This window comes from Anoxybacillus tengchongensis (assembly GCF_014201585.1).
GTDB lineage: Bacteria > Bacillota > Bacilli > Bacillales > Anoxybacillaceae > Anoxybacillus > Anoxybacillus tengchongensis.
In genome coordinates, this window is the sequence record NZ_JACHES010000002.1 from 73,816 (window position 1) to 95,392 (window position 21,577).

Genomic DNA, 21,577 nt, shown 5'->3' on the forward strand with positions numbered 1-21,577 from the left:
ACAATAAAAAAGAAAGGGATGAATTCCCTTTCTTTTAACCTTGTAACACATGCATCAATTGCAAACGTTCTGATTCAGTAAGTGGCACAAGTGGAAGTCGAACAGAACCAACATCTAATCCCTTCAACTGTAACGCCGTTTTTACTGGCACAGGGCTTGGCGCAGCAAATAATGCTTTCATGATCGGTAATAGCTGTTGATGCATCGCTGCCGCTTTTTTATTGTCTCCACGCATGAAAGCTTCCATCATTTCTTTCATTTCATTGCCGATAATATGCGAGGCCACGGAAACAACACCCTTTCCGCCAATCGCTAACACAGGAAGCGTCAAGCCATCATCTCCGCTATACAACATGAAATCATCGCGCGTTTTTGCAATAATTTCCGTCATCGCATCTAAATTGCCGCTGGCATCTTTGACGGCTACGATGTTTGGAATTTCGGAAAGACGAACGATCGTTTCAACAGAAATATTGACGACCGCCCGACCCGGAATGTTATACACCATGACGGGCAAAGACGTGCTCTCCGCAATCGCTTTGTAATGCTGATAAATGCCTTCTTGATTTGGCTTATTGTAATAAGGTGCGACGATCATAACGGCATCGACACCGATTTCTTCTGCCTTTTTCGTTAGTTCAATCGATGCACGCGTATTGTTGCTTCCTGTTCCTGCAATGACAGGTACGCGCCCGTTAACAACTTCGACAACGTGGCGAAAAAGCGCCAACTTTTCCTCAGTCGTTAACGTTGGCGATTCTCCTGTCGTTCCAGCGACAACAAGTGAATCCGTACCGTTTTCAATTAAATAATTGACTAATTGCGTCGTTTTCGCAAAATCGATGTTCCCTTTATTGTCAAATGGGGTGACCATCGCTGTGGCAATTTGACCAAATTGAACCACAATTTTTCACTCCTAACTAAAATCGTATTGTTTCTGTTCGGCAAGTTGAAATGCATCGTGCAATGCATTCACCGCTTCTTTTAAATGTTCTTCTTTCACCAGTACCCAAATGGTTGTATGGCTATCAGCTGATTGTAAAATTTGAATGCCACGTTCGGATAACGCAGTAACAATTTTCGCTGTTACCCCCGGAACACCGGCAATGCCTGCCCCAACAGTCGATACTTTCGCGCAACCGCGCGTGACAGTTGGTTCATAGCCAAGCTTTTGCAACGTCGCAATGGCGCGATCTGCCACCTCGCTCGATACGGTATATACGACCCCGTTCGGTGAAATGTTAATGAAGTCGACACTAATTCCTTCGTTCGCCATTGCTTTAAATACTTCCGCTTGTAAATCGTAATGTCCCTCTTTTGCTGGCACTTTAATTTGCGTAATGTTTGAAACGTGAGCAATTCCTGTCACTAATCGCTCTTTCACATCGCTTCCTTTTTTCCCAATCGATGTGACAAGTGTCCCTGGGGCATCAGAATACGTCGAACGAATGCGCAGAGGTACTTTCGCTTGCATCGCAATTTCGACCGCACGTGGATGAATGACTTTTGCCCCTTGATATGCCATATTGCAAATTTCTGTATATGTCACGACATCAAGTGGTCGTGCATTTTCTACAATACGTGGGTCTGCTGTCATCACACCTTCGACGTCGGTAAAAATGTCAATCCATTCCGCACCTAGTGCAGCGCCGAGTGCGGCTGCTGATGTGTCGCTCCCACCGCGTCCAATCGTTGTCACATCTCCGTTTTCAGTAGCACCTTGGAAACCTGCGACAACGACAACATCATGCTCTTTTAGCGCACGCAACAACCGCTCACAACGCATATCGATAATTTTTGCATTCGTATGATCATTGTTCGTACGAAAGCCCGCTTGTGCTCCGGTAAAGGCTGTCGCTTTGACCCCATGTTTGTTTAACATGTTTGTAAAAACGACGCTTGAAATGATTTCCCCACACGCCATTAATAAATCTTTTTCACGGTTTGTCACATATGCATTGGCTCCGTCAATGAGGCTAAGGAGCGTATCCGTTGCATACGGATCTCCTTTTCGCCCCATCGCTGAAACGACGACAACAACTTTATATCCGTCTCCCAACGCTTTTTCAATATGTTTACGCGCTAAATTTCGGCCGTGTTCATCACGAACAGACGTACCGCCAAACTTTTGAACGATAATTTTCAACGTCAACACCTCGATGCTGATTTTACGCTTTCACAATCCCTAATTTTAAAAGACTTTCAGCAATTTGAACAGAGTTCCATGCCGCTCCTTTTAACAAGTTATCAGAAACGATCCATAAATGGAACCCTGTATCGCGATGTAAATCTTTGCGAATACGACCAACGAATACGTCATTTTGTCCTGTTGCATACAACGGCATTGGATAAAGTTGTTCGCTTGGATCGTCTTGCAAGACCACGCCCGGTGCTTCTTTTAGGAGCGACTGAATTTGCTCGACCGTTACTCCTTCTTTTTCTACTTCAATGTAAACGGATTCTGAATGCCCTACCATCACCGGAATGCGTACGCACGTTGCTGCTACTTCTAACTCAGGCATATGCATAATTTTTTTCGTTTCATTAATCATTTTCATTTCTTCAAATGTAAACCCATTATCTTGAAACTTATCAATTTGTGGAATGGCGTTAAATGCAATCGGATAATGTTTACGATCCGATTTCACCGGTAAAATTTCTGGTGTCACTTCTTCTCCATTTAACATATGCGCCGTTTGCGTTTTTAACTCTTCTACCGCTTGTGCTCCTGCTCCTGACACTGCTTGATATGTCGAGACGATCACGCGTTTTAATCCAAATGCTTGACGAATCGGCTCAAGCGCAACGACCATTTGAATCGTTGAGCAGTTCGGATTCGCGATAATGCCGTTATGCCAATGTAAATCGTTTTCATTGACTTCTGGAACGACGAGCGGAACGTTTTCGTCCATGCGAAATGCGCTCGTATTATCAACAACAATTGCCCCTCGCTTTACCGCTTCAGGAGCAAGTTGCTTCGATACCGCTCCTCCTGCACTAAATAATGCGATATGCACACCTTCAAAGCTTTCTGGCTTTGCGGCTTGCACTTCAATTTCTTCACCTTTAAACATGACTTTTTTTCCAGCTGAACGCTCTGATGAAAGTAAAGATAATTTAGCAATGGGGAAGTTTCTTTTTTCTAACGTTTGAATCATTTGCTGTCCGACAGCTCCTGTCGCGCCAACGACGGCGACATGTAATCCTTTTTGCTCCATCTCTTCTTCTCCTTCCAACTGATAGACAATTTTAATATCATTTATTTTAGCACATTCATTCATAAAGGAGAGACGTTTTTTATAAATTTTCTTGCAACTGTTTATTTATGAGCGACGATATTCAACGATGACCGGCTGAATTTGCCGACCTTCTAGCGCTGCTTCTACTGTATCGAGCAGTAAAGGCATATGAGCCACCATCGAATTTGGTTTTTTAAATGGATCATCTTGCCCAAATGGAATGAAGTAAATATTTTTTGCCGCCATCAATCGCATTAAATTCACTCCATTTAAACCGAGCGCGTCGTTTGTCGAAATGCCGATCACAACGGGACGATGGTTGCGCATCGTCGCTTTCGCAGCCATTAGTACAGGAGAATCTGTCATTGCGTTCGCTAATTTGCTCATCGAATTTCCGGTTAACGGTGCAATGACCATACAATCAAGCGGTAATTTCGGTCCTAACGGCTCCGCCTTTACAATTGTATCAATGACTTGATGACCTGTCATCTCTTCAAGTTTTTTCACCCATTCTTCTCCTTTGCCAAATCGGGTATTTGTCGATTGTACGGTATAGGAAACGATCGGAATGACGTCTGCCCCTTTAGCAATTAATTTTTCAATTTCCGGCATCACCGCATCATATGTGCAATGTGATCCCGTTAAACCGAAGCCAATACGCTTTCCTTGTACGTTCATTTTTTATTCTCCTTTCTTTTTTTCAAATCTGCTGAAAGAAGTTGTGCCAATACGTTCGCGACAATTTGCCCCGCTGTTTTCGGAGCGACAATACCAGGAAGCCCTGGAGCTAATAATGCTTGAATGCCGCGTTTTTCCGCATATCGAAAATCCGTTCCGCCCGGTTTTGACGCTAAATCGATGATGAGCGTATGAGCAGGCATTTTCGCAATGACGCTTGCGGTTACAACGGGATGTGGGATCGTATTAATACAAACGTCAATATCTTTCACGTGTTGTTCTAAATCGTTTAAATGAAACGGTTCGAGCGCCATCTCTGCAATGCGCGCTAAATGTTCGGAGCGGCGGGCTCCCACTTTTACTTTCGCTCCTAAAGCCGCAAACGTTCGGGCAACGGTCATACCTACACGCCCTAACCCTAAAACAGCAACGCGTGATCCATGAATTGTCACATCTGTATGTTGAATGACCATCATGATCGTTCCTTCTGCCGTAGGAATCGAGTTATAAATAGCGACATCATCCCGTTCGAATAGTTGAACATGTTTTCGTCCGACCGACTTAACGACACGATCTAAATAGTCGTTGGTAATCCCTGAGTAAACGGTACAATGCATCGGGGTCTGGCGGAGTAATTCTTCTGTAAACGTCATTTTTTCGTTTGAAAATACCGTTTGAATTTCACCATCCATACTCGTTCCGTGAACAGGTAAAATGATAGCATCCACTTCGTGGAAATCGACTTCGTGAATTTTCATTTTCGTTACCCCAGCAAAGCCATGGTCTAATTGATCGAAGCCAACAAGTGACAATCTCGCGTCAAGTTCCATCAATTTCCGAATGACTTCAAGCTGCCGAGCGTCCCCACCGATGATCGCAACGTGCATTCCTGTCAGCATGAGTTCATTCACCCTCTTATACATCTAGTTTTTTGCCCATCGTTACTTTCACATCTTATGATATCGGTCATAAAACGGTGAGCGGAAAATGAAAAAAGACACCCCTTCAGGTGTCTAGTCATCGACATCAATTAAAATCATATCAGAGCCGATCTTTTTTACACGACTCCACGGCACGCGTATATCTGTCCCATCTTTCCGAAAACCGAACCATTTTGTTGTCGGAATTAAAAGCGCTTGAATTTGACCCGTTCGCTCATTGATTTCTAAATCCGTTTGTCCTAGAATACCGAGACGCTCTGCTCGCTTCATATCGACAATTTCTTTCCCGCTTAATTCACTTAATCGCATACGACGTCCCCCTTTCTTTATCATTGTAGAAAAAAGAGCATAAAAAAATGCCTGCAAGTTTATTGTTGCAGGCTTTTTGGTAATGTTCCTTCCGGACTAATGAGCGCAACGGAGAAATCGTCTGTAAAAATCGTTTGCGCCATGCGGTCAACGCTTTCTTTTGTCACGCGATCAATGCTTTCAATGATTTCATCAAGCGAGCGATGACGACCGAGCAACAGCTCATTTTTTCCATTTCGGCTCATACGACTATTTGTACTTTCTAAACTTAACATTAAGTTCCCTTTCATTTGCTCTTTGCTATTTTCTAGCTCTTTTTCCGTAATGCCATCTTGTTTTAGTTGTTCAATCGTTTGTTGAATCGTATCGAATAAAAGATCAAGCTGGTGGCTTCCTGTCCCCCCATAAATCGTGATCATTCCTCCGTCGCGATAGGCGGAATGGTAAGAAAAAACAGAATAAGCTAATCCACGTTGCTCACGCACTTCTTGGAAAAGACGGCTACTCATACTTCCACCTAAAATGTTGTTTAAAATAATTAAACTATAAATATCTTCATGCCCAATTGGCAATCCATTAAATCCAATGCATACGTGCGCTTGTTCTGTCTCTTTTTTACGCGCGATTTTATGCGGGTAAAACGTTGGTGCGATATGCGCATCGTTACCTTTTTGTCTCGTAAATGAGCCGAAGTAAGCTTCGACTTGTTGAATGAACGACTCATCGACATTTCCTGCGATTGAAATGACAACACGATCGGGCGTATACGATTCATGCATATATTGTCGTAACGTATCCCCCGTAAACGTTGCTAACGTTTGCTCCGTTCCTAAAATCGGATAACCGAGCGGATGATTTCCGTAACTTGCCTTGCTTAATAAGTCATGGACGAGATCATCTGGCGTATCTTCATACATTTTAATTTCTTCGAATACGACATTTTTTTCTTTTTGTAACTCTTCATCTACAAACGTAGAGTGGAAAAACATATCGGCTAGTATATCTAAAGCAAATGATGCATGTGTATCTAATACTTTAGCATAGTAGCACGTATATTCTTTTGACGTAAACGCATTTACTTGACCGCCGATGCGATCAAACGATTCCGCAATATCACGAGCTGAACGCGTTTTCGTTCCTTTGAAAAACATATGTTCAAGAAAATGCGAAATGCCATTGTTTTTTTCGTTTTCATTGCGTGATCCTGTGCCGATCCAAATTCCGATCGCCACAGAGCGAACAGTTGGAATATGCTCGAGTACAACTCTTACCCCGTTTTGACACGTATATGTTTTAATCAAGTCCCTTCCTCCTACTTTTTACAATTCTTTCCTCACTTAATAATGTAGACACATTGTCAATGGCGTATTCTTTTTTTTGTAATGATTGAATTAACGGCTCTAACGCCTTTACCGTTGATACAGTCGGATGCATTAAAATCATCGCTCCGTTATGCACTTTTGATGTTACTCGTTCCACTATAACAGAAGGCGCTGGTTTTTGCCAATCAATTGTATCGACCGTCCACAAAATCGTATACATCCCAAGCTCATGGGCGATATATACAACATCATCTCGATAGCTACCGCTTGGCGGAGCGAATAAACGTGGCTTGATGCCTGTTGCCGCTTCAATTGCATCGTTCGTTTTGACGATTTGTTCCCGAATCGCTTGTTTACTCATCGTTTTCATATCTGGATGGTTGTACGAATGATTGCCAATTTCATGACCAGCATCAGCAATCATTTTTGCTAGTTGTGGGTTTTCTTTTACCCAACGCCCTTCTAAAAAAAACGTGGCACGTACGTTGTATTTTTCAAGATTATGTAACATGCTCGGGATATGTTCGCTTCCCCAAGCAACGTTAATTAGAAAAGAGACCATCGGTTTATCTGGATGCCCCCGATAAATAGGTGATGGAGGTAAATCCGACAAATGAATAGACGGCGATACTTGTTTATATACAAGCTGCTGTTCAGAAAATGTTCCATTTTGTTTCATTTGCTTATATGATGCCTCAATATCTACTTCTAATCCGTTGTAGCCAGGGATTGCTTTCCATACACGATCGACTTTCGCATTTTGCGCAGGAATGTTATATTGTTTTGCCTGTTCGATAACTTGAATATATAACGGATCACCTTGTTTTGCCACCGTCATATGCCGTAAATCATGGATGTACGTTGTCGTCCAAGGATTTTGTACAATTATGGCCGACACACATATGATGATCGTTAAAAAAAACGCTCGCCGCACGCTTCGTCCCCTCCTTTTCTAATAAAAAGGGTATGAGTAAGAGGGACAAGGTAGAACGAGCGCACAAAAATTTTACACACAGCAAAGAAGCCAAGGGGATGCGAACCCAAGGCTCCGGTTTTATTGCTCGGCTTCTTTTTGATCGCGTAACACGGCCTTGCGTGATAAGTTGACACGGCCTTGTTTATCGATTTCTGTTACCTTTACTAAAATTTCATCACCGATCGAAACGACATCTTCTACTTTTCCGACGCGTTCCTCCGCTAATTCTGAAATGTGCACGAGACCGTCTTTTCCGCTAAACAATTCGACAAATGCCCCGAATTTTTCAATCCGCTTAACTTTTCCTAAATACACTTGTCCAACTTCCACTTCACGAACGATATCTTCTATAATCTTTTTCGCTTTTTTGTTCATTTCTTCATTTACTGATGAGATGAAAATGGTTCCATCTTGTTCAATATCAATTTTCACGCCAGTTTCTTCAATAATTTTGTTAATTTGCTTTCCACTTGGACCGATGACGTCACGAATTTTATCAGGATTAATTTGCATCGTTAAAATTTTTGGTGCATATGGTGACAACTCTTTACGCGGTTCGCTAATCGTTTGCATCATATGTTTTAAAATTTCCAGGCGACCTTTGCGCGCTTGTTGCAACGCTTCTTCTAAAATTTCACGCGACAATCCTTTAATTTTAATATCCATCTGCAAGGCGGTAACCCCTTTTTCCGTACCGGCCACTTTAAAGTCCATGTCACCAAGGTGGTCTTCCATGCCTTGAATGTCCGTTAAAATCGTATAATGTTCGCCACTTTTCACAAGTCCCATCGCAATACCAGCAACCGGTGCTTTAATTGGCACTCCCGCATCCATCATAGCAAGCGTGCTCGCACAAATGCTCGCTTGAGACGTTGAACCGTTTGACTCTAACACTTCAGATACAAGACGAATCGTATATGGAAACTCTTTTTCAGACGGAATGACCGGTTCAAGCGCGCGCTCACCAAGCGCTCCATGCCCAATTTCCCGACGACCTGGTCCACGCATTGCTCCTGTTTCCCCAACGGAGAATGGCGGGAAGTTGTAGTGATGCATAAACCGTTTCGTTTCTTCAATGCCAAGCCCATCTAAAATTTGCACATCGCCAAGTGCTCCAAGCGTACATACGCTAAGCGCTTGCGTTTGACCGCGTGTAAACAAGCCGGATCCGTGCGTGCGTGGTAAAAGTCCAACAGCTGACGAAAGCGGGCGAATTTCATCGACTTTTCGTCCGTCTGGGCGTACTTTTTCTTCTGTAATTAAGCGACGCACTTCTTCTTTCACAAGTTTATATAAAATTTCTTTTACTTGCTTAATCGTTTCTTCGTCTGCTTCTTGGTCTTCATATGAAGCAACAACTTCCGCTTTTAATTGTTCAATCGCTGCTTCACGGGCTAATTTTTCAGGCACTTGAACTGCACGTTTCACTTCGCCTTCGACACGAGCGCGAATATGTGCTTCTAGCTGAGGGTCAAGTTCATAGAGGACAACTTCCATTTTTTCTTTGCCCACTTTTTCCGCGATGTCTTCTTGGAAGGCGATGAGCCGCTTAATTTCTTCATGTCCAAACATGATCGCTTCAAGCATGACTTCCTCTGGTACTTCGTTTGCTCCTGCTTCAACCATGTTAATCGCATCTTTTGTCCCTGCAACAACAAGATGCATATCGCTTTGTTCCATTTGTGCGACAGATGGGTTAATGACAAACTCCCCATTGACACGACCAACTGTCACTCCTGCAATCGGTCCTTCAAAAGGAATATCAGAAATCGTTAACGCTAACGAAGAACCAAACATGGCTGCCATTTCTGGTGAGCAGTCTTGATCAACGCTCATCACCATGCTAACAACTTGCACTTCGTTACGAAATCCTTCCGCAAATAGTGGCCGAATCGGACGATCGATGAGACGGCTCGCTAAAATCGCTTTTTCGCTCGGACGCCCTTCTCGTTTAATAAATCCCCCTGGAATTTTACCGACAGCGTATAAACGTTCTTCATAGTTAACTGTTAACGGGAAAAAATCCACGCTTTTTGGTTCTTTCGACGCTGTCGCTGTGCTCAATACGACCGTATCACCGTAGCGAACTAATACAGCGCCGTTTGCTTGTTTGGCTAATTCGCCAATTTCAACGGTTAACGGCCGACCCGCCCAGTCGATCGAAAACACATGTTTTTCTTGTTCCATATAAACCGAGTACCCCTCTCTATGTACAAATGAAAAATCGTATTTGTTTTAGTATAATCAAATATCGGTGCAAATACTAATAAAAAGCGGGAATGCTCCCGCTTTTTACTTATCGGCGTAATCCGAGTTTGTTAATCAATTCACGATAACGGTTGATATCTTTGTTTCGTAAGTACGTAAGTAAGTTACGACGACGACCAACCATTTTCAAAAGACCGCGACGAGAATGATGGTCTTTGCGATGAACGCGTAAATGTTCGTTCAAGTTGTTAATTTGCTCTGTAAGGATAGCAACTTGTACTTCAGGAGAACCTGTGTCAGTTTCGTGAATTTTGAACTGGTTGATGATCTCGTTTTTACGCTCTTGTGTTAATGCCATCCTTGTTCACCTCCTCTTTTTTCAGCCCCAATTACCGAGCAAACGGCGGTGACTCGTATTGCCCAGCAATGGTTAACATACATTAAATAGAATACATGTTTTTCCGATAAAATGCAAGGGGATTTTGAAAATATTCGCGTGCCGCTCGAACATCACGGTGAATTTGTTCGATCAGCTCGTGAACAGAAGAAAACGCCCGTTCGTCACGCAATCGTTTATGCCATTGGATCGATACGCTCGTACCGTAAATGTTTGCTGAAAAATCGAATAAATGCACTTCAATCGTTGGCTCTTTCGGCTGTTCCGTATGAAATGTCGGCTTATATCCAACATTACATACTCCCGTCCACATTTGATCATTGATTGTAACCGTTACTGCATATACCCCGATACGCGGAATGATGTAATCATCGTCAAGCGCAACATTTGCCGTTGAAAATCCGATTGTACGCCCACGTTTATCCCCATGAACTACTGTGCCTGTCACTTCATATAATCGCCCAAGCAAATATGGAAGCTGTTCCACGTCCCCTTTAGCTAAACATTGACGAATATATGTCGAACTAATTTTTTCTTCACCAAACGTCTGTTTTGGAATGACCGTTTGCGTAAATTGTTCACGGGAATGAAACGGCAATGTTTCCATCGTTCCTTTCCCTAAACGGCCGTACGTAAAGTCAAATCCAGCTACCACATGTTTGACACCAAGCCCAATAATGTATTCGTCAACAAATTGTTGCGGTAATAAATGAGCAAATTCAGGCGTAAATTGAACGATATATAAATAATCTACCCCAAGTTTTGCAATTTGGTTTTCTTTTTCTTTTAAAGGTGTAATAAAACGAACATGTTGCTGTGAGCGTCCAAGCACGACAGACGGATGTGGATGAAACGTCATGACCGCACTTTTGTATTGATGATCGTCGGCAATTCGCTTCGCCGTCTGAATAACTTTTTGATGTCCAAGATGAACACCGTCAAAATACCCGAGTGCCATGACAAGCGGATCATCGTTTTTTTGATTTAACGGATGGGACAGCCAAATCGTTTTCATCGTTTTCACCTACAATATTTTTAAAGGTTTCATATAGCTTTGCTTTGTCGGGTGAGGCATGTAAATCGCTAACGCTTCGCCTTGCTTGTTTATCATCAATAAATGTGCAGGCATAGAAGAGAGGGCGGGTAAAACCGACCCGTTTTTTACTTTTTTCTCTTCCTCATCGCTCAGTACGTATGTCGGCAAATGGGCTAACGCTCGGTCAATCGGCAAAAGCAAAGTATGCGCTGTACCATTTTCTATATGTTGTTCAATATCCGCAAACGTCACGCATTGATCAAGCGTAAACGATCCAGACGCTGTGCGAACGAGATGGGACATATGTGCTGGATATCCAAGCTGTTCGCCTATTTGAACGGCAAGCGTGCGCACATATGTCCCTTTACTACACGTCACTCGAAAACGAAACGATATACGCTCACCTGCAAATACTTGTCTGTGATCGAGGAGTTGCAACTCGTAAATATAGACGTTTCGTTTCGGTCGTTCAACGTCAATCCCTGCACGTGCGTACTCATATAATTTTTTCCCATTTACTTTTACTGCAGAATACATCGGAGGGATTTGTTCAATTTCCCCCGTCAGTTTATCAAATACATGTTCAATTTCATGACGAGCGATCGGCCGCTCCACCGATTTTATTGAAACAACATCACCCGATGCATCTTCTGTTGTTGTTGCTATTCCTAGCATCACTTCCCCTTCATACGTTTTTTTCTCTGCTGTTAATAGTTCAACAATTTTCGTCGCTTTGCCGATACAAATCGGCAATACGCCGCATACGTCGGGATCGAGCGTTCCTGTATGACCAACTTTTTTCGTTTGGAATAGTTTACGAATACGCATGACACAATCGTGCGACGTCATGCCAGCAGGTTTATGTAACAATAACACTCCGTCCATCACTTCACCTCTAAAATAGCGGAAATGGATAGACCCATGTCTATCCATTATTCTTCTTTATGTTCTTTTTCTTCGGAAATTTGTTTAATTAAACTTTCAATGCGTTGTCCGTAATCGATTGTTTCATCAATTTCAAAGTAAATTTCCGGCGTCTTGCGTAAACGAATACGCTGACCAATTTCTGAACGGATAAATCCCGTTGCTTTTGCTAATCCTTTGAGCGTATTTTTCTTTTGTTCTTCATCTCCAAGAACAGAAATATACACTTTTGCTTGTTGTAAATCGCCCGTTACTCGAACATCCGTTACAGTAACGAAACCGATACGTGGATCTTTCAGTTTGCGTCCGATAATATCACTTAATTCTTTCTTCATTTGTTCGCCTACACGTGTGGCTCGCAAACTCATCATCATCACCTCGATTAAAACCACTCAAATGTTGTAACCGTTCGCTCGATTTCTGGAAACGAATCGATCAATTGCAACGCACGTTGAAGTTCTTGTTCTGTCGCTGTCCGCTCAGCTGTAATAGCTACAATTCCAAGCTTCGTTCGTTGCCATACGTTTTGATAATCTACTTCGGCTACGGATATATTATATTTTTGTTTGAGCCGTGTGACAATGCGTTGCAACACGGCTCGCTTTTGTTTCAATGATTGAACGTCGTAAATGATACATTCACATTCGACGTACCCGATCATTTTCGTGCCACTTCTTGCATGACATATGCTTCAATAATGTCGCCTTCTTTAATATCATTAAAGTTTTTAATCGTTATACCACACTCGTATCCTTGTGCCACTTCTTTCACATCGTCTTTGTAACGTTTTAATGTATCGATTTGTCCTTCATAAACAACGATGCCTTGACGAATAAGGCGAACGCTACTATCACGCGTAATTTTTCCATCTGTCACATAGCATCCTGCAATTGTGCCGACTTTCGATACTTTAAACGTTTGACGAACTTCTGCTTGACCGATCACTTTCTCTTCGTACTCTGGGTCAAGCATACCTTTCATCGCTGCTTCAATTTCTTCGATAACTTTGTAAATGATACGGTGGAGACGAATGTCTACTTTTTCTGCTTCTGCAACGCGTTTAGCATTCGCATCCGGACGAACGTTAAAGCCGATAACAATCGCGTTCGATGCAGATGCAAGCATAATGTCGTATTCCGTCACTGCTCCAACACCAGAGTGAATAATTTTGACGCGCACACCTTCTACTTCAATTTTTTGCAACGCCGCAACGAGCGCTTCCACGGAGCCTTGTACATCCGCTTTGACGATGATGTTTAATTCTTTCATTTCGCCTTGCTTAATTTTTTCAAACAAGTCATCTAGGCTTACGCGCGCTTTGACGCTCCGTTGTTGCACAATTTGTTTTTGCGCGCGCGCTTCACCAATTTGACGCGCTTTTTTCTCATCTTCAAATACCATAAAGCGATCGCCCGCTTGCGGTACTTCGTTTAATCCGGTAATTTCGACAGGTGTCGATGGACCTGCTTCCTTCACACGACGACCGAGATCATTTGTCATCGCCCGCACGCGTCCATACGTATAGCCGACAACAATCGGGTCACCGACGCGCAACGTACCAGATTGAACGAGAAGGGTAGCAACTGGTCCGCGACCTTTATCTAATTTTGCTTCAATGACCGTTCCTGTCGCACGGCGATTTGGATTTGCTTTTAATTCTTCCATTTCGCTAACAAGCAAAATCATTTCAAGTAAGTTGTCAATTCCTTCTCCTGTTAACGCTGATAATTTACAATAAATTGTATCTCCGCCCCATTCTTCTGGAACGAGTTCGTACTCCATTAATTCTTGCATGACGCGGTCTGGGTTTGCCGTTGGCTTGTCGATTTTATTGACTGCGACGATGATTGGAACTTTTGCGGCTTTCGCATGGTTAATCGCTTCAACTGTTTGTGGCATCACTCCGTCATCTGCTGCGACAACAAGAATGACGATGTCTGTCACTTGCGCTCCGCGTGCACGCATCGTTGTGAACGCTTCGTGACCAGGCGTATCTAAAAACGTAATTTTTTTGCCGTTAACAACGACTTGATATGCACCGATATGTTGCGTAATGCCGCCCGCCTCTTGTTCCGTTACTTTCGTGTGACGAATTGAGTCAAGCAACGTTGTTTTTCCGTGGTCAACGTGTCCCATAATCGTGACGACAGGCGGACGTTCGACTAAATCTTCCGGATTATCGACAATTTCAATTGTCTCAAATTCTGTTTCATCGATCGTTACTTTCTCTTCCACTTCGACACCGTAATCTGAGCAAATTAACTCGATCGCATCTTTGTCTAAATCTTTGTTAATCGTTGCGATAATGCCGAGCATAAATAGCTTTTTAATAATTTCAGAAGGCTCTTTACCTAGTTTTTTCGCTAGTTCAGCAACCGTTAATGAACCTTCAAATGTAATTTTTTTCGGAAGCTCTTTTTCCTTTTTCTTTTGCACGTCTTGTTGTGGAGCTTGCTGAGGTTTTTGTTTTTTATTTTTTTTGTTATTGAAAATTTTCTTTTCTTTTTGTTGAATTTGCAAGTCGTGTTTTTTCCCTTCGCGATTTTTTACTACTGCTTTTTTAATCGGCACTTTCGTTTGAATGACTTCATCTTCATCTTCTTCAAACTGTTCTAAAACAGGCTTTTTGACTGGTGCCTTCTTTTCTTCTTTTTTCGCTTCTTGTTTTTGTTCTTGTTTTTGCCCGTTTTTAAATGAACGATCTAATTGCTCAACAACATCTGCTTCAATCATTGTCATATGGTTTGATACATCGATGTTCATTTCTTTTAGTTTATGGATTACGTCTTTACTTGACACATTATGTTTTTTGGCATACTCGTATACACGCATTTTTGACATACATTCACCCCCAAAATGTTAGAGCATCGTTTTCAACTTTTGTGCGAATCCTTCATCCGTAATCGCTACAACAACACGTGCTCCTTTTCCAATCGCCCCACCTAATTCATGACGATTGTCCACGTAATAAAGCGGAACGCGATAAAACGAACATTTATCGGAAATTTTTTTTCTCGTGTTTTCTGACGCATCTTCCGATAAAATGACAAGCTTCGCGCGTTTACGCTGAATTTCTTTTACAACAAGCTCTTCTCCCGAAATGACTTTGCGCGCCCGATTCGCTAGTCCGAGAAAAGAAGCCCACGGTTTATGATTCATTTGTTTCTCCGTTCTCCTTCTCAGCAAGCTGCAATAACTGTTCGTAAATGGAATCGTCAATGGTCGCTTTTAAATGATGCGCAAGCGTATTTTTCTTTTTGGCAAGTAAAATACATTCTTTACTTAACGTGATGTACGCACCACGCCCTGCTTTTTTTCCCGTCGGGTCAATCGACACATCTCCTTCTTTCGAACGAACAATGCGAATAAGCTCTTTCTTTGGCTTCATTTCCCCTGTAACAACACATTTGCGCATCGGGATTTTTTTTGGCATATTACTCCACCTCACTAATCTCCTCTTCGTCAACTTGGAACGATGATGAAGAACGAGGGTAAATACCTAGTTGCTCCGCTTCAGATTGACTTTTGATATCAATTTTCCAATTCGTTAATTTCGCCGCTAAACGAGCATTTTGCCCACGTTTTCCAATAGCAAGCGATAGTTGATAATCCGGTACAATGACCGTTGTCGCTTTTTCTTCTTCGTTAACGATGACGTCAAGCACTTTAGATGGACTTAACGCATTGGCTACAAATTCGACCGGATCCGCAGACCAACGAACGATATCGATTTTTTCGCCTTTTAGCTCGTTTACAATCGCTTGTACTCGTTGCCCTTTTGGTCCAACGCATGCACCAACCGGATCGACCTCTGGATTATCAGAATGAACAGAGATTTTTGAGCGATCTCCCGCTTCGCGCGCAACGGACTTAATTTCGACTGTCCCGTCATAAATTTCCGGCACTTCTAATTCAAACAATCGTTTTAATAGCCCTGGATGCGTGCGCGATACGTAAATTTGTGGCCCTTTTGTCGTTTTTTCTACCTTTGTAATGTACACTTTAATGCGATCATGTGGTTTATATGTCTCATTCGGCATTTGTTCGCTGACCGGAAGCAACGCTTCAATTTTACCAAGACTGACGTAAATAAATTTTGAGTCTGTCCGCTGTACAATGCCTGTCATAATGTCTTCTTCACGATCGACAAATTCAGCATAAATGACGCCTCGTTCTGCTTCGCGGACGCGCTGCGTGACGACTTGCTTCGCTGTTTGGGCAGCGATGCGTCCGAAATTTTTCGGTGTCACTTCAATTTCAACAACATCTCCTACTTGATAGTTCGGGTTGATTCGCTTCGCTTCGTCAAGCGAAATTTCTAAACGTGAATCATACACCTCATCTACGACTTCTTTACGAGCAAATACGCGAATGGTTCCCGTTTCTTGATTAAAGTCAACACGAACGTTTTGCGCTTGATTAAAGTTGCGCTTATAAGCGGACACAATCGCCGCCTCTATCGCTTCAATTAACACTTCTTTACTAATGCCTTTATCGCGCTCAAGCGCCGTTAAAGCATCTAACAACTCTGTATTCATGAACCGGTCGTCCCCCTTTAATGTGAATTAAGAAAAAATGACAGCTAGCCGTGCACTAGCTACTTTTTCATATGGAATCGTGATTGTTTTTTTCTTTGTTTTCACTTTCACTTCTACCGTCACGGTTTGCCCATCAAATGCAGTTAACAATCCTTCAAACTCTTTTTGACCGTCGACTGGCTCATACGTTTTGACGTAAACGTTTTTTCCGACGGCGCGTTCGAAGTCTTTCGCCTTTTTAAGTGGACGCTCTGCCCCTGGTGATGATACTTCTAAAAAGTAATTGTGCGGTATAGGATCAATTTCATCGAGTTTTTCACTTAACTGTTCACTTACGACACCGCATTGATCGATATCAACACCCGTTGGTGAATCAATAAAAATACGCAAAAACCAATTTTTACCCTCTTTCACGTATTCAATATCGACAAGTTCTAATCCCATATGTGTGACAATCGGGGTGACGAGCTCCTCGACGATGTGTGTGACTTTTTTCATATTGGTCCTCCTAACTGCAAGAAAATCCCTTGCAACGGCAAGGAATCTCAAATCAATACGAAAGAGTGGGTCTCCCCACTCTTTGTGTGCATTATCTTTACCATTTCCACTAGAACTATAACATATTGGCAAAAAAATTGCAACTCATTCAAAATAGCGACAATTGATTGTGATCGGGTAGCGACTGTAAACAACCCCGACTTTCAAGATATTCTAAAATCGTTTTCGATACTTTGCCACGTTGTTGTAAATCTTCTTTCGATAAAAACTCGCCTTCCTCACGAGCACGCACAATGCTGAGGGCAACGTTTGTCCCAAGTCCCGGAATCGCATTAAACGGTGGAATAAGCGAATTGCCGTCAATAATGAACTCCGTTGCTTGTGAACGGTACAAATCAATATTTTTAAATGAAAAGCCTCGTTCGCACATTTCTAGCGCGATTTCAAGTACGGTTAACAAGTTTTTCTCTTTCGTAGACGCATCAAGCCCTTTTGACTGAATTTCCTCAATGCGTTTACGAATCGCCGCAGATCCTTGAATCATGGCGTCTAAATCAAAGTCTTCTGCACGTACGGTAAAGTACGATGCGTAATAAAGAAGCGGGTGATGTACTTTAAAGTACGCAATGCGTACCGCCATAAGAACATAGGCCGCTGCGTGCGCTTTCGGGAACATGTATTTAATTTTTTTACATGATTCGATATACCATTCTGGCACATCATGTTTGCGCATTTCTTCTTCAAATTCTGGCGTCAATCCTTTTCCTTTACGAACGGACTCCATAATTTTAAATGCTAATGACGGCTCTAAACCACGGTAAATTAAATACACCATAATGTCGTCGCGACAGCCGATTACTTCTGATAGCGTACACGTTCCGCTTTGAATAAGCTCTTGCGCATTGCCGAGCCAAACGTCCGTCCCGTGCGATAAGCCTGAAATTTGCACAAGCTCTGAAAACGTTTTTGGCTTTGTTTCTTCTAACATTTGGCGAACGAAGCGCGTGCCAAACTCTGGGATACCGAGCGTTCCTGTATTACACATAATTTGTTCAGGTGTCACCCCAAGCGACTCCGTACTACTAAAAATTTTCATCACTTCGGGATCATCGGTCGGAATCGTCTTTGGATCAATTCCACTTAAATCTTGTAACATCCGGATGACTGTCGGATCATCGTGTCCGAGAATATCGAGTTTTAATAAATTGTCGTGAATAGAGTGGAAATCAAAGTGCGTCGTCCGCCATTCCGCTTCTATATCGTCAGCTGGATATTGAATCGGCGTAAAATCATAAATATCCATGTAATCTGGAACAACGATAATGCCTCCTGGATGTTGCCCTGTCGTTCGTTTCACTCCCGTACATCCGGCTGCTAAACGATCTATTTCTGCTGCACGTACATGAAGGTTTTTATCACTTATATACCCTTTGACAAATCCGTACGCCGTTTTGTCAGCAACAGTACCAATCGTTCCAGCACGATATACGTTATCTTCGCCAAATAGCACTTTCGTATAGTTATGCGCCCGCGGTTGATACTCGCCTGAAAAGTTTAAGTCAATATCTGGAACTTTATCGCCTTTAAACCCTAAAAACGTCTCGAACGGAATATCGTGACCATCTTTATTATACCGCGTACCACATTTTGGACAGTCTTTATCTGGTAAGTCAAATCCGGAGCCGACCGAACCATCATCGAAAAACTCGGAATGTTTACAGTTCGGGCAAACGTAATGCGGTGGGAGCGGATTCACCTCTGTGATCTCGGTCATCGTCGCAACAAATGATGAGCCAACTGAACCGCGCGAACCGACAAGATAACCGTCATCAAGCGATTTTTTTACGAGTTTATGAGAGATTAAATAAATGACCGCAAAGCCGTGACCAATGATGCTCTTCAATTCTTTTTCTAACCGTTTTTCAACGATGTCTGGAAGTGGATCACCATAAATGCTCTTCGCCCGTTCGTAACTCATTCGACGAATTTCTTCGTCTGCTCCTTCAATTCTCGGTGTGTATAACTCATCTTTAATTGGTTTCACGTCTCCAATGAGATCGGCAATTTTTCTTGTATTTGTGATAACAATTTCTTTTGCTTTTTGTTCACCGAGAAACGAAAATGCTTCTAACATTTCGTTTGTTGTACGGAAGTGAACATTTGGGAGTTCATGACGATTTAACGGATTACCACCAGATTGTGAGTGAATTAAAATTTTGCGATAAATTTTATCTTCTTGGTTCATATAATGCACGTTTCCTGTGGCGACAACCGGAATGCCGAGCCGTTCGCCAAGCTGCACAATGTTTGTAATAATTTCTTTTAGCGCTTCTTCATCGCGTACATATTCCATTTCAATAAGCGGGGTGTATACCTCTGGCGGATGCACTTCAAGGAAATCATAAAACGGGGCAATTGCCTCTGCTTCTTCGATTCCTTTTTGCATCATCGCCTCAAATAACTCACCTTTATCGCACCCTGATCCGACTAAAATACCTTCGCGATGTTGTTGTAACACTGAACGAGGAATGCGTGGAACGCGATAAAAATAGTTCACGTGTGAAAATGATACGAGCTTAAATAAATTTTTTAACCCGACTTCATTTTGTACAAGCAACGTAGCATGAAACGGGCGAGATCGTTGAAACGCTCCTTGCTCTTTTGATGCTTCGTTTAGCTGATCAAGATATTGGATTCCTTTTTCATCAAGTTCTTTTAATAAATGAATAAGCAAATACCCTGTCGCTTCTGCATCATAAATAGCACGATGGTGTTGGGTTAATTCAATATTAAACTTTTTACAAAGCGTATTTAAGCGATGGTTTTTTAGCTCGGGATATAGGTAGCGAGCAAGCTCTAATGTATCAATGACCGGATTTGTTACTTTGCCACGATTGATTTTTTTAAATCCTGCATTTAAAAAACCAATATCAAACGTCGCATTATGAGCAACAAGCACACAATCGTCGACCCAATGGTAAAACTTTTCCAATACTTCTTCAACGTCTGGTGCGTCCTTTAACATATCATCTGTAATCTTCGTTAGTTCAATTGTCGTCGCTGAAAGCGGATGATGCGGGTTAGCAAACGATTCAAAACGGTCGATAATTTCTCCGTTTTTCACTTTTACTGCTGCTAACTCAATGATCGTGTCATATACAGCGGAAAGCCCTGTCGTTTCCACGTCAAATACGACAAACGTATCGTCCATGAGCCGGCGATGCGCTTCATTATAAGCAATCGGTACGCCATCATCGACAATATTTGCCTCTAGTCCATATAAAATTTTTACACCGTATTTTTTTCCTGCACTATACGCTTCTGGAAACGATTGAACAACAGCATGATCCGTAACGGCAATTGCTTCATGTCCCCATTTTTTTGCTTGTTCGACGAGCGTTGTAATCGAAGCAACCGCATCCATTTGACTCATTTGTGTGTGAACGTGCAATTCTACACGCTTTTCTTCGGCTGTATCTTGACGCTCTTTTGGTTTCACTTCATTTAAGTCATTTGCAATAAGCACAAGATCGCGAACGAATGTGTCGTTTTGTACGCTGCCGCGCACTTTCACCCACATACCTTTTTTTACACGTTGCATCAATTCTGCATCTTCTTTATCGCGTGAAAACATTTTTACAAGAATAGAGTTTGTATAATCTGTCATTTTTAACGTCAATAACGTTCGTCCGCTTTTTAGTTCTTTTGCTTCAGCATCAAACACGTATCCTTGCACAACGACACGACGTTCTTCTTCTACAATTTGATCGAGCGAACGAATATGTTCCTCATCTTTAATTTGATAGCCAATCACAAGCGGACCACTTTCTTCGGTTACGTTAGCCTGTTCTTGTTTCGGCATCGCTTCGATAAAAGCAGCTAGCGCCCGCTCCTCATCTTCTTTTTGTTTTTGTGCTAAAAATTGTTCAAACTGTTGTTCATCGTGTTTCACGTCTGCTTCTAATTGTAAATATGGGAAGCCAAACGAAGCGTACGTCTCAGCAAATATTTCTGCAAATCGCTTTTTTAAAGCAATCGCTTCTGCTTCATTGCGTGCTTGGACAATTACTTTCGTTCCTTTGACGTGCGGTTGCTGCTGTGTCATTAGTGAAAGAAGAGGCGAGCTTTGTTGAATCGTTTCCACAAACATCGGCCAATACGATATGACGTCTTCGTCGGTAAACGTTTGATCTTCCGCTTCAATCGTGCATTGCACATGAGCGATGTGACGAAACTGTTCGATTAATCGTTTACGAAATTCCGCATATACATCCGCCCGTAAAATCGCTGGAAATTGAAAATAAAAATGCCAACATTTCGTTCTTTTATCGACAACTACTTTGTTAATCTGTCCATGTGCTAAGTCATTCGCGATATTAGACGAAGACAGTTGTAGCTGTTGCAACAAAATAGAAAATCTTTCTTTTTGTTCTTCTCTCATCGTTGTTCGTTACAAAAAGATGTAACGGTGCACCTCCCTTTCTTTATTTCTCCATCGTTTGGGGGTGATA

General features: G+C 42.3%; 20 protein-coding genes. All 20 read right to left on the minus strand.

The genetic code is table 11. From position 1 onward, the window contains the following. Positions 1 to 34: 34 nt before the first annotated feature. The gene (dapA, locus tag HNQ82_RS02700) at positions 35 to 904 is read right to left on the minus strand and encodes a 4-hydroxy-tetrahydrodipicolinate synthase (RefSeq protein ID WP_183246969.1); all 870 of its coding nucleotides are present in this window, start codon (positions 902 to 904) and stop codon (positions 35 to 37) included. 12 nt (positions 905 to 916) lie between these two features. Continuing rightward, on the minus strand, positions 917 to 2,146 hold the full coding sequence (gene dapG, locus HNQ82_RS02705) for an aspartate kinase (protein WP_183246971.1): 1,230 nt from the start codon (positions 2,144 to 2,146) through the stop codon (positions 917 to 919). A 22-nt stretch (positions 2,147 to 2,168) separates the two neighbouring features. Continuing rightward, complete coding sequence (gene asd, locus HNQ82_RS02710; RefSeq protein ID WP_183246973.1) at positions 2,169 to 3,218, minus strand: aspartate-semialdehyde dehydrogenase; 1,050 nt, start codon at positions 3,216 to 3,218, stop codon at positions 2,169 to 2,171. A gap of 105 nt (positions 3,219 to 3,323) precedes the next feature. Next, positions 3,324 to 3,917 carry a dipicolinate synthase subunit B gene (dpaB, locus tag HNQ82_RS02715; protein WP_035047304.1) on the minus strand — a complete coding sequence of 198 codons (594 nt, stop codon included), beginning with the start codon at positions 3,915 to 3,917 and terminating at the stop codon, positions 3,324 to 3,326. Then, complete coding sequence (gene dpaA / locus HNQ82_RS02720; protein WP_246348845.1) at positions 3,914 to 4,816, minus strand: dipicolinic acid synthetase subunit A; 903 nt, start codon at positions 4,814 to 4,816, stop codon at positions 3,914 to 3,916. The genes dpaB and dpaA overlap by 4 nt, the downstream gene beginning before the upstream one ends. A 114-nt stretch (positions 4,817 to 4,930) precedes the next feature. After that, complete coding sequence (locus tag HNQ82_RS02725) at positions 4,931 to 5,167, minus strand: YlmC/YmxH family sporulation protein (protein ID WP_004891000.1); 237 nt, start codon at positions 5,165 to 5,167, stop codon at positions 4,931 to 4,933. Between the two features lie 59 nt (positions 5,168 to 5,226). Then, positions 5,227 to 6,468 carry a M16 family metallopeptidase gene (locus tag HNQ82_RS02730; RefSeq protein ID WP_183246977.1) on the minus strand — a complete coding sequence of 414 codons (1,242 nt, stop codon included), beginning with the start codon at positions 6,466 to 6,468 and terminating at the stop codon, positions 5,227 to 5,229. Next, on the minus strand, positions 6,461 to 7,423 hold the full coding sequence (locus tag HNQ82_RS02735; RefSeq protein ID WP_183246980.1) for a polysaccharide deacetylase family protein: 963 nt from the start codon (positions 7,421 to 7,423) through the stop codon (positions 6,461 to 6,463). The genes HNQ82_RS02730 and HNQ82_RS02735 overlap by 8 nt, the downstream gene beginning before the upstream one ends. 120 nt (positions 7,424 to 7,543) lie before the next feature. Beyond that, the gene (gene pnp / locus HNQ82_RS02740; RefSeq protein ID WP_183246982.1) at positions 7,544 to 9,652 is read right to left on the minus strand and encodes a polyribonucleotide nucleotidyltransferase; all 2,109 of its coding nucleotides are present in this window, start codon (positions 9,650 to 9,652) and stop codon (positions 7,544 to 7,546) included. Positions 9,653 to 9,761: 109 nt separating this feature from the next. Then, positions 9,762 to 10,031: a 30S ribosomal protein S15 gene (rpsO, locus tag HNQ82_RS02745; RefSeq protein WP_003394805.1), complete on the minus strand. Its 270-nt coding sequence runs from the start codon at positions 10,029 to 10,031 to the stop codon at positions 9,762 to 9,764. An 82-nt stretch (positions 10,032 to 10,113) separates the two neighbouring features. After that, positions 10,114 to 11,085 (minus strand): bifunctional riboflavin kinase/FAD synthetase, encoded by a 972-nt coding sequence (gene ribF, locus HNQ82_RS02750; RefSeq protein WP_183246984.1) that lies wholly within the window; start codon positions 11,083 to 11,085, stop codon positions 10,114 to 10,116. 9 nt (positions 11,086 to 11,094) lie between these two features. After that, positions 11,095 to 11,991, minus strand: coding sequence for a tRNA pseudouridine(55) synthase TruB (gene truB, locus HNQ82_RS02755; RefSeq protein ID WP_183246987.1), 897 nt, complete (start codon positions 11,989 to 11,991; stop codon positions 11,095 to 11,097). A gap of 47 nt (positions 11,992 to 12,038) precedes the next feature. Then, complete coding sequence (rbfA, locus tag HNQ82_RS02760; protein WP_003394813.1) at positions 12,039 to 12,398, minus strand: 30S ribosome-binding factor RbfA; 360 nt, start codon at positions 12,396 to 12,398, stop codon at positions 12,039 to 12,041. A 14-nt stretch (positions 12,399 to 12,412) separates the two neighbouring features. Then, entirely contained in the window at positions 12,413 to 12,691 is a 279-nt protein-coding gene (locus HNQ82_RS02765; RefSeq protein ID WP_032099683.1) for a DUF503 domain-containing protein, read from the minus strand. Next, positions 12,688 to 14,871, minus strand: coding sequence for a translation initiation factor IF-2 (infB, locus tag HNQ82_RS02770; protein ID WP_183246988.1), 2,184 nt, complete (start codon positions 14,869 to 14,871; stop codon positions 12,688 to 12,690). The genes HNQ82_RS02765 and infB overlap by 4 nt, the downstream gene beginning before the upstream one ends. A gap of 18 nt (positions 14,872 to 14,889) precedes the next feature. Next, positions 14,890 to 15,189 carry a YlxQ family RNA-binding protein gene (locus HNQ82_RS02775; RefSeq protein ID WP_183246990.1) on the minus strand — a complete coding sequence of 100 codons (300 nt, stop codon included), beginning with the start codon at positions 15,187 to 15,189 and terminating at the stop codon, positions 14,890 to 14,892. Continuing rightward, on the minus strand, positions 15,179 to 15,463 hold the full coding sequence (gene rnpM, locus HNQ82_RS02780; protein ID WP_009732926.1) for an RNase P modulator RnpM: 285 nt from the start codon (positions 15,461 to 15,463) through the stop codon (positions 15,179 to 15,181). The genes HNQ82_RS02775 and rnpM overlap by 11 nt, the downstream gene beginning before the upstream one ends. Before the next feature lies 1 nt (position 15,464). Next, complete coding sequence (gene nusA / locus HNQ82_RS02785; protein ID WP_006322329.1) at positions 15,465 to 16,568, minus strand: transcription termination factor NusA; 1,104 nt, start codon at positions 16,566 to 16,568, stop codon at positions 15,465 to 15,467. 27 nt (positions 16,569 to 16,595) lie between these two features. Then, positions 16,596 to 17,066, minus strand: a complete 471-nt coding sequence (gene rimP / locus HNQ82_RS02790; RefSeq protein WP_183246992.1) for a ribosome maturation factor RimP — start codon at positions 17,064 to 17,066, stop codon at positions 16,596 to 16,598. A gap of 148 nt (positions 17,067 to 17,214) precedes the next feature. Then, entirely contained in the window at positions 17,215 to 21,507 is a 4,293-nt protein-coding gene (locus HNQ82_RS02795) for a PolC-type DNA polymerase III (RefSeq protein ID WP_183246994.1), read from the minus strand. Positions 21,508 to 21,577: the final 70 nt, after the last annotated feature.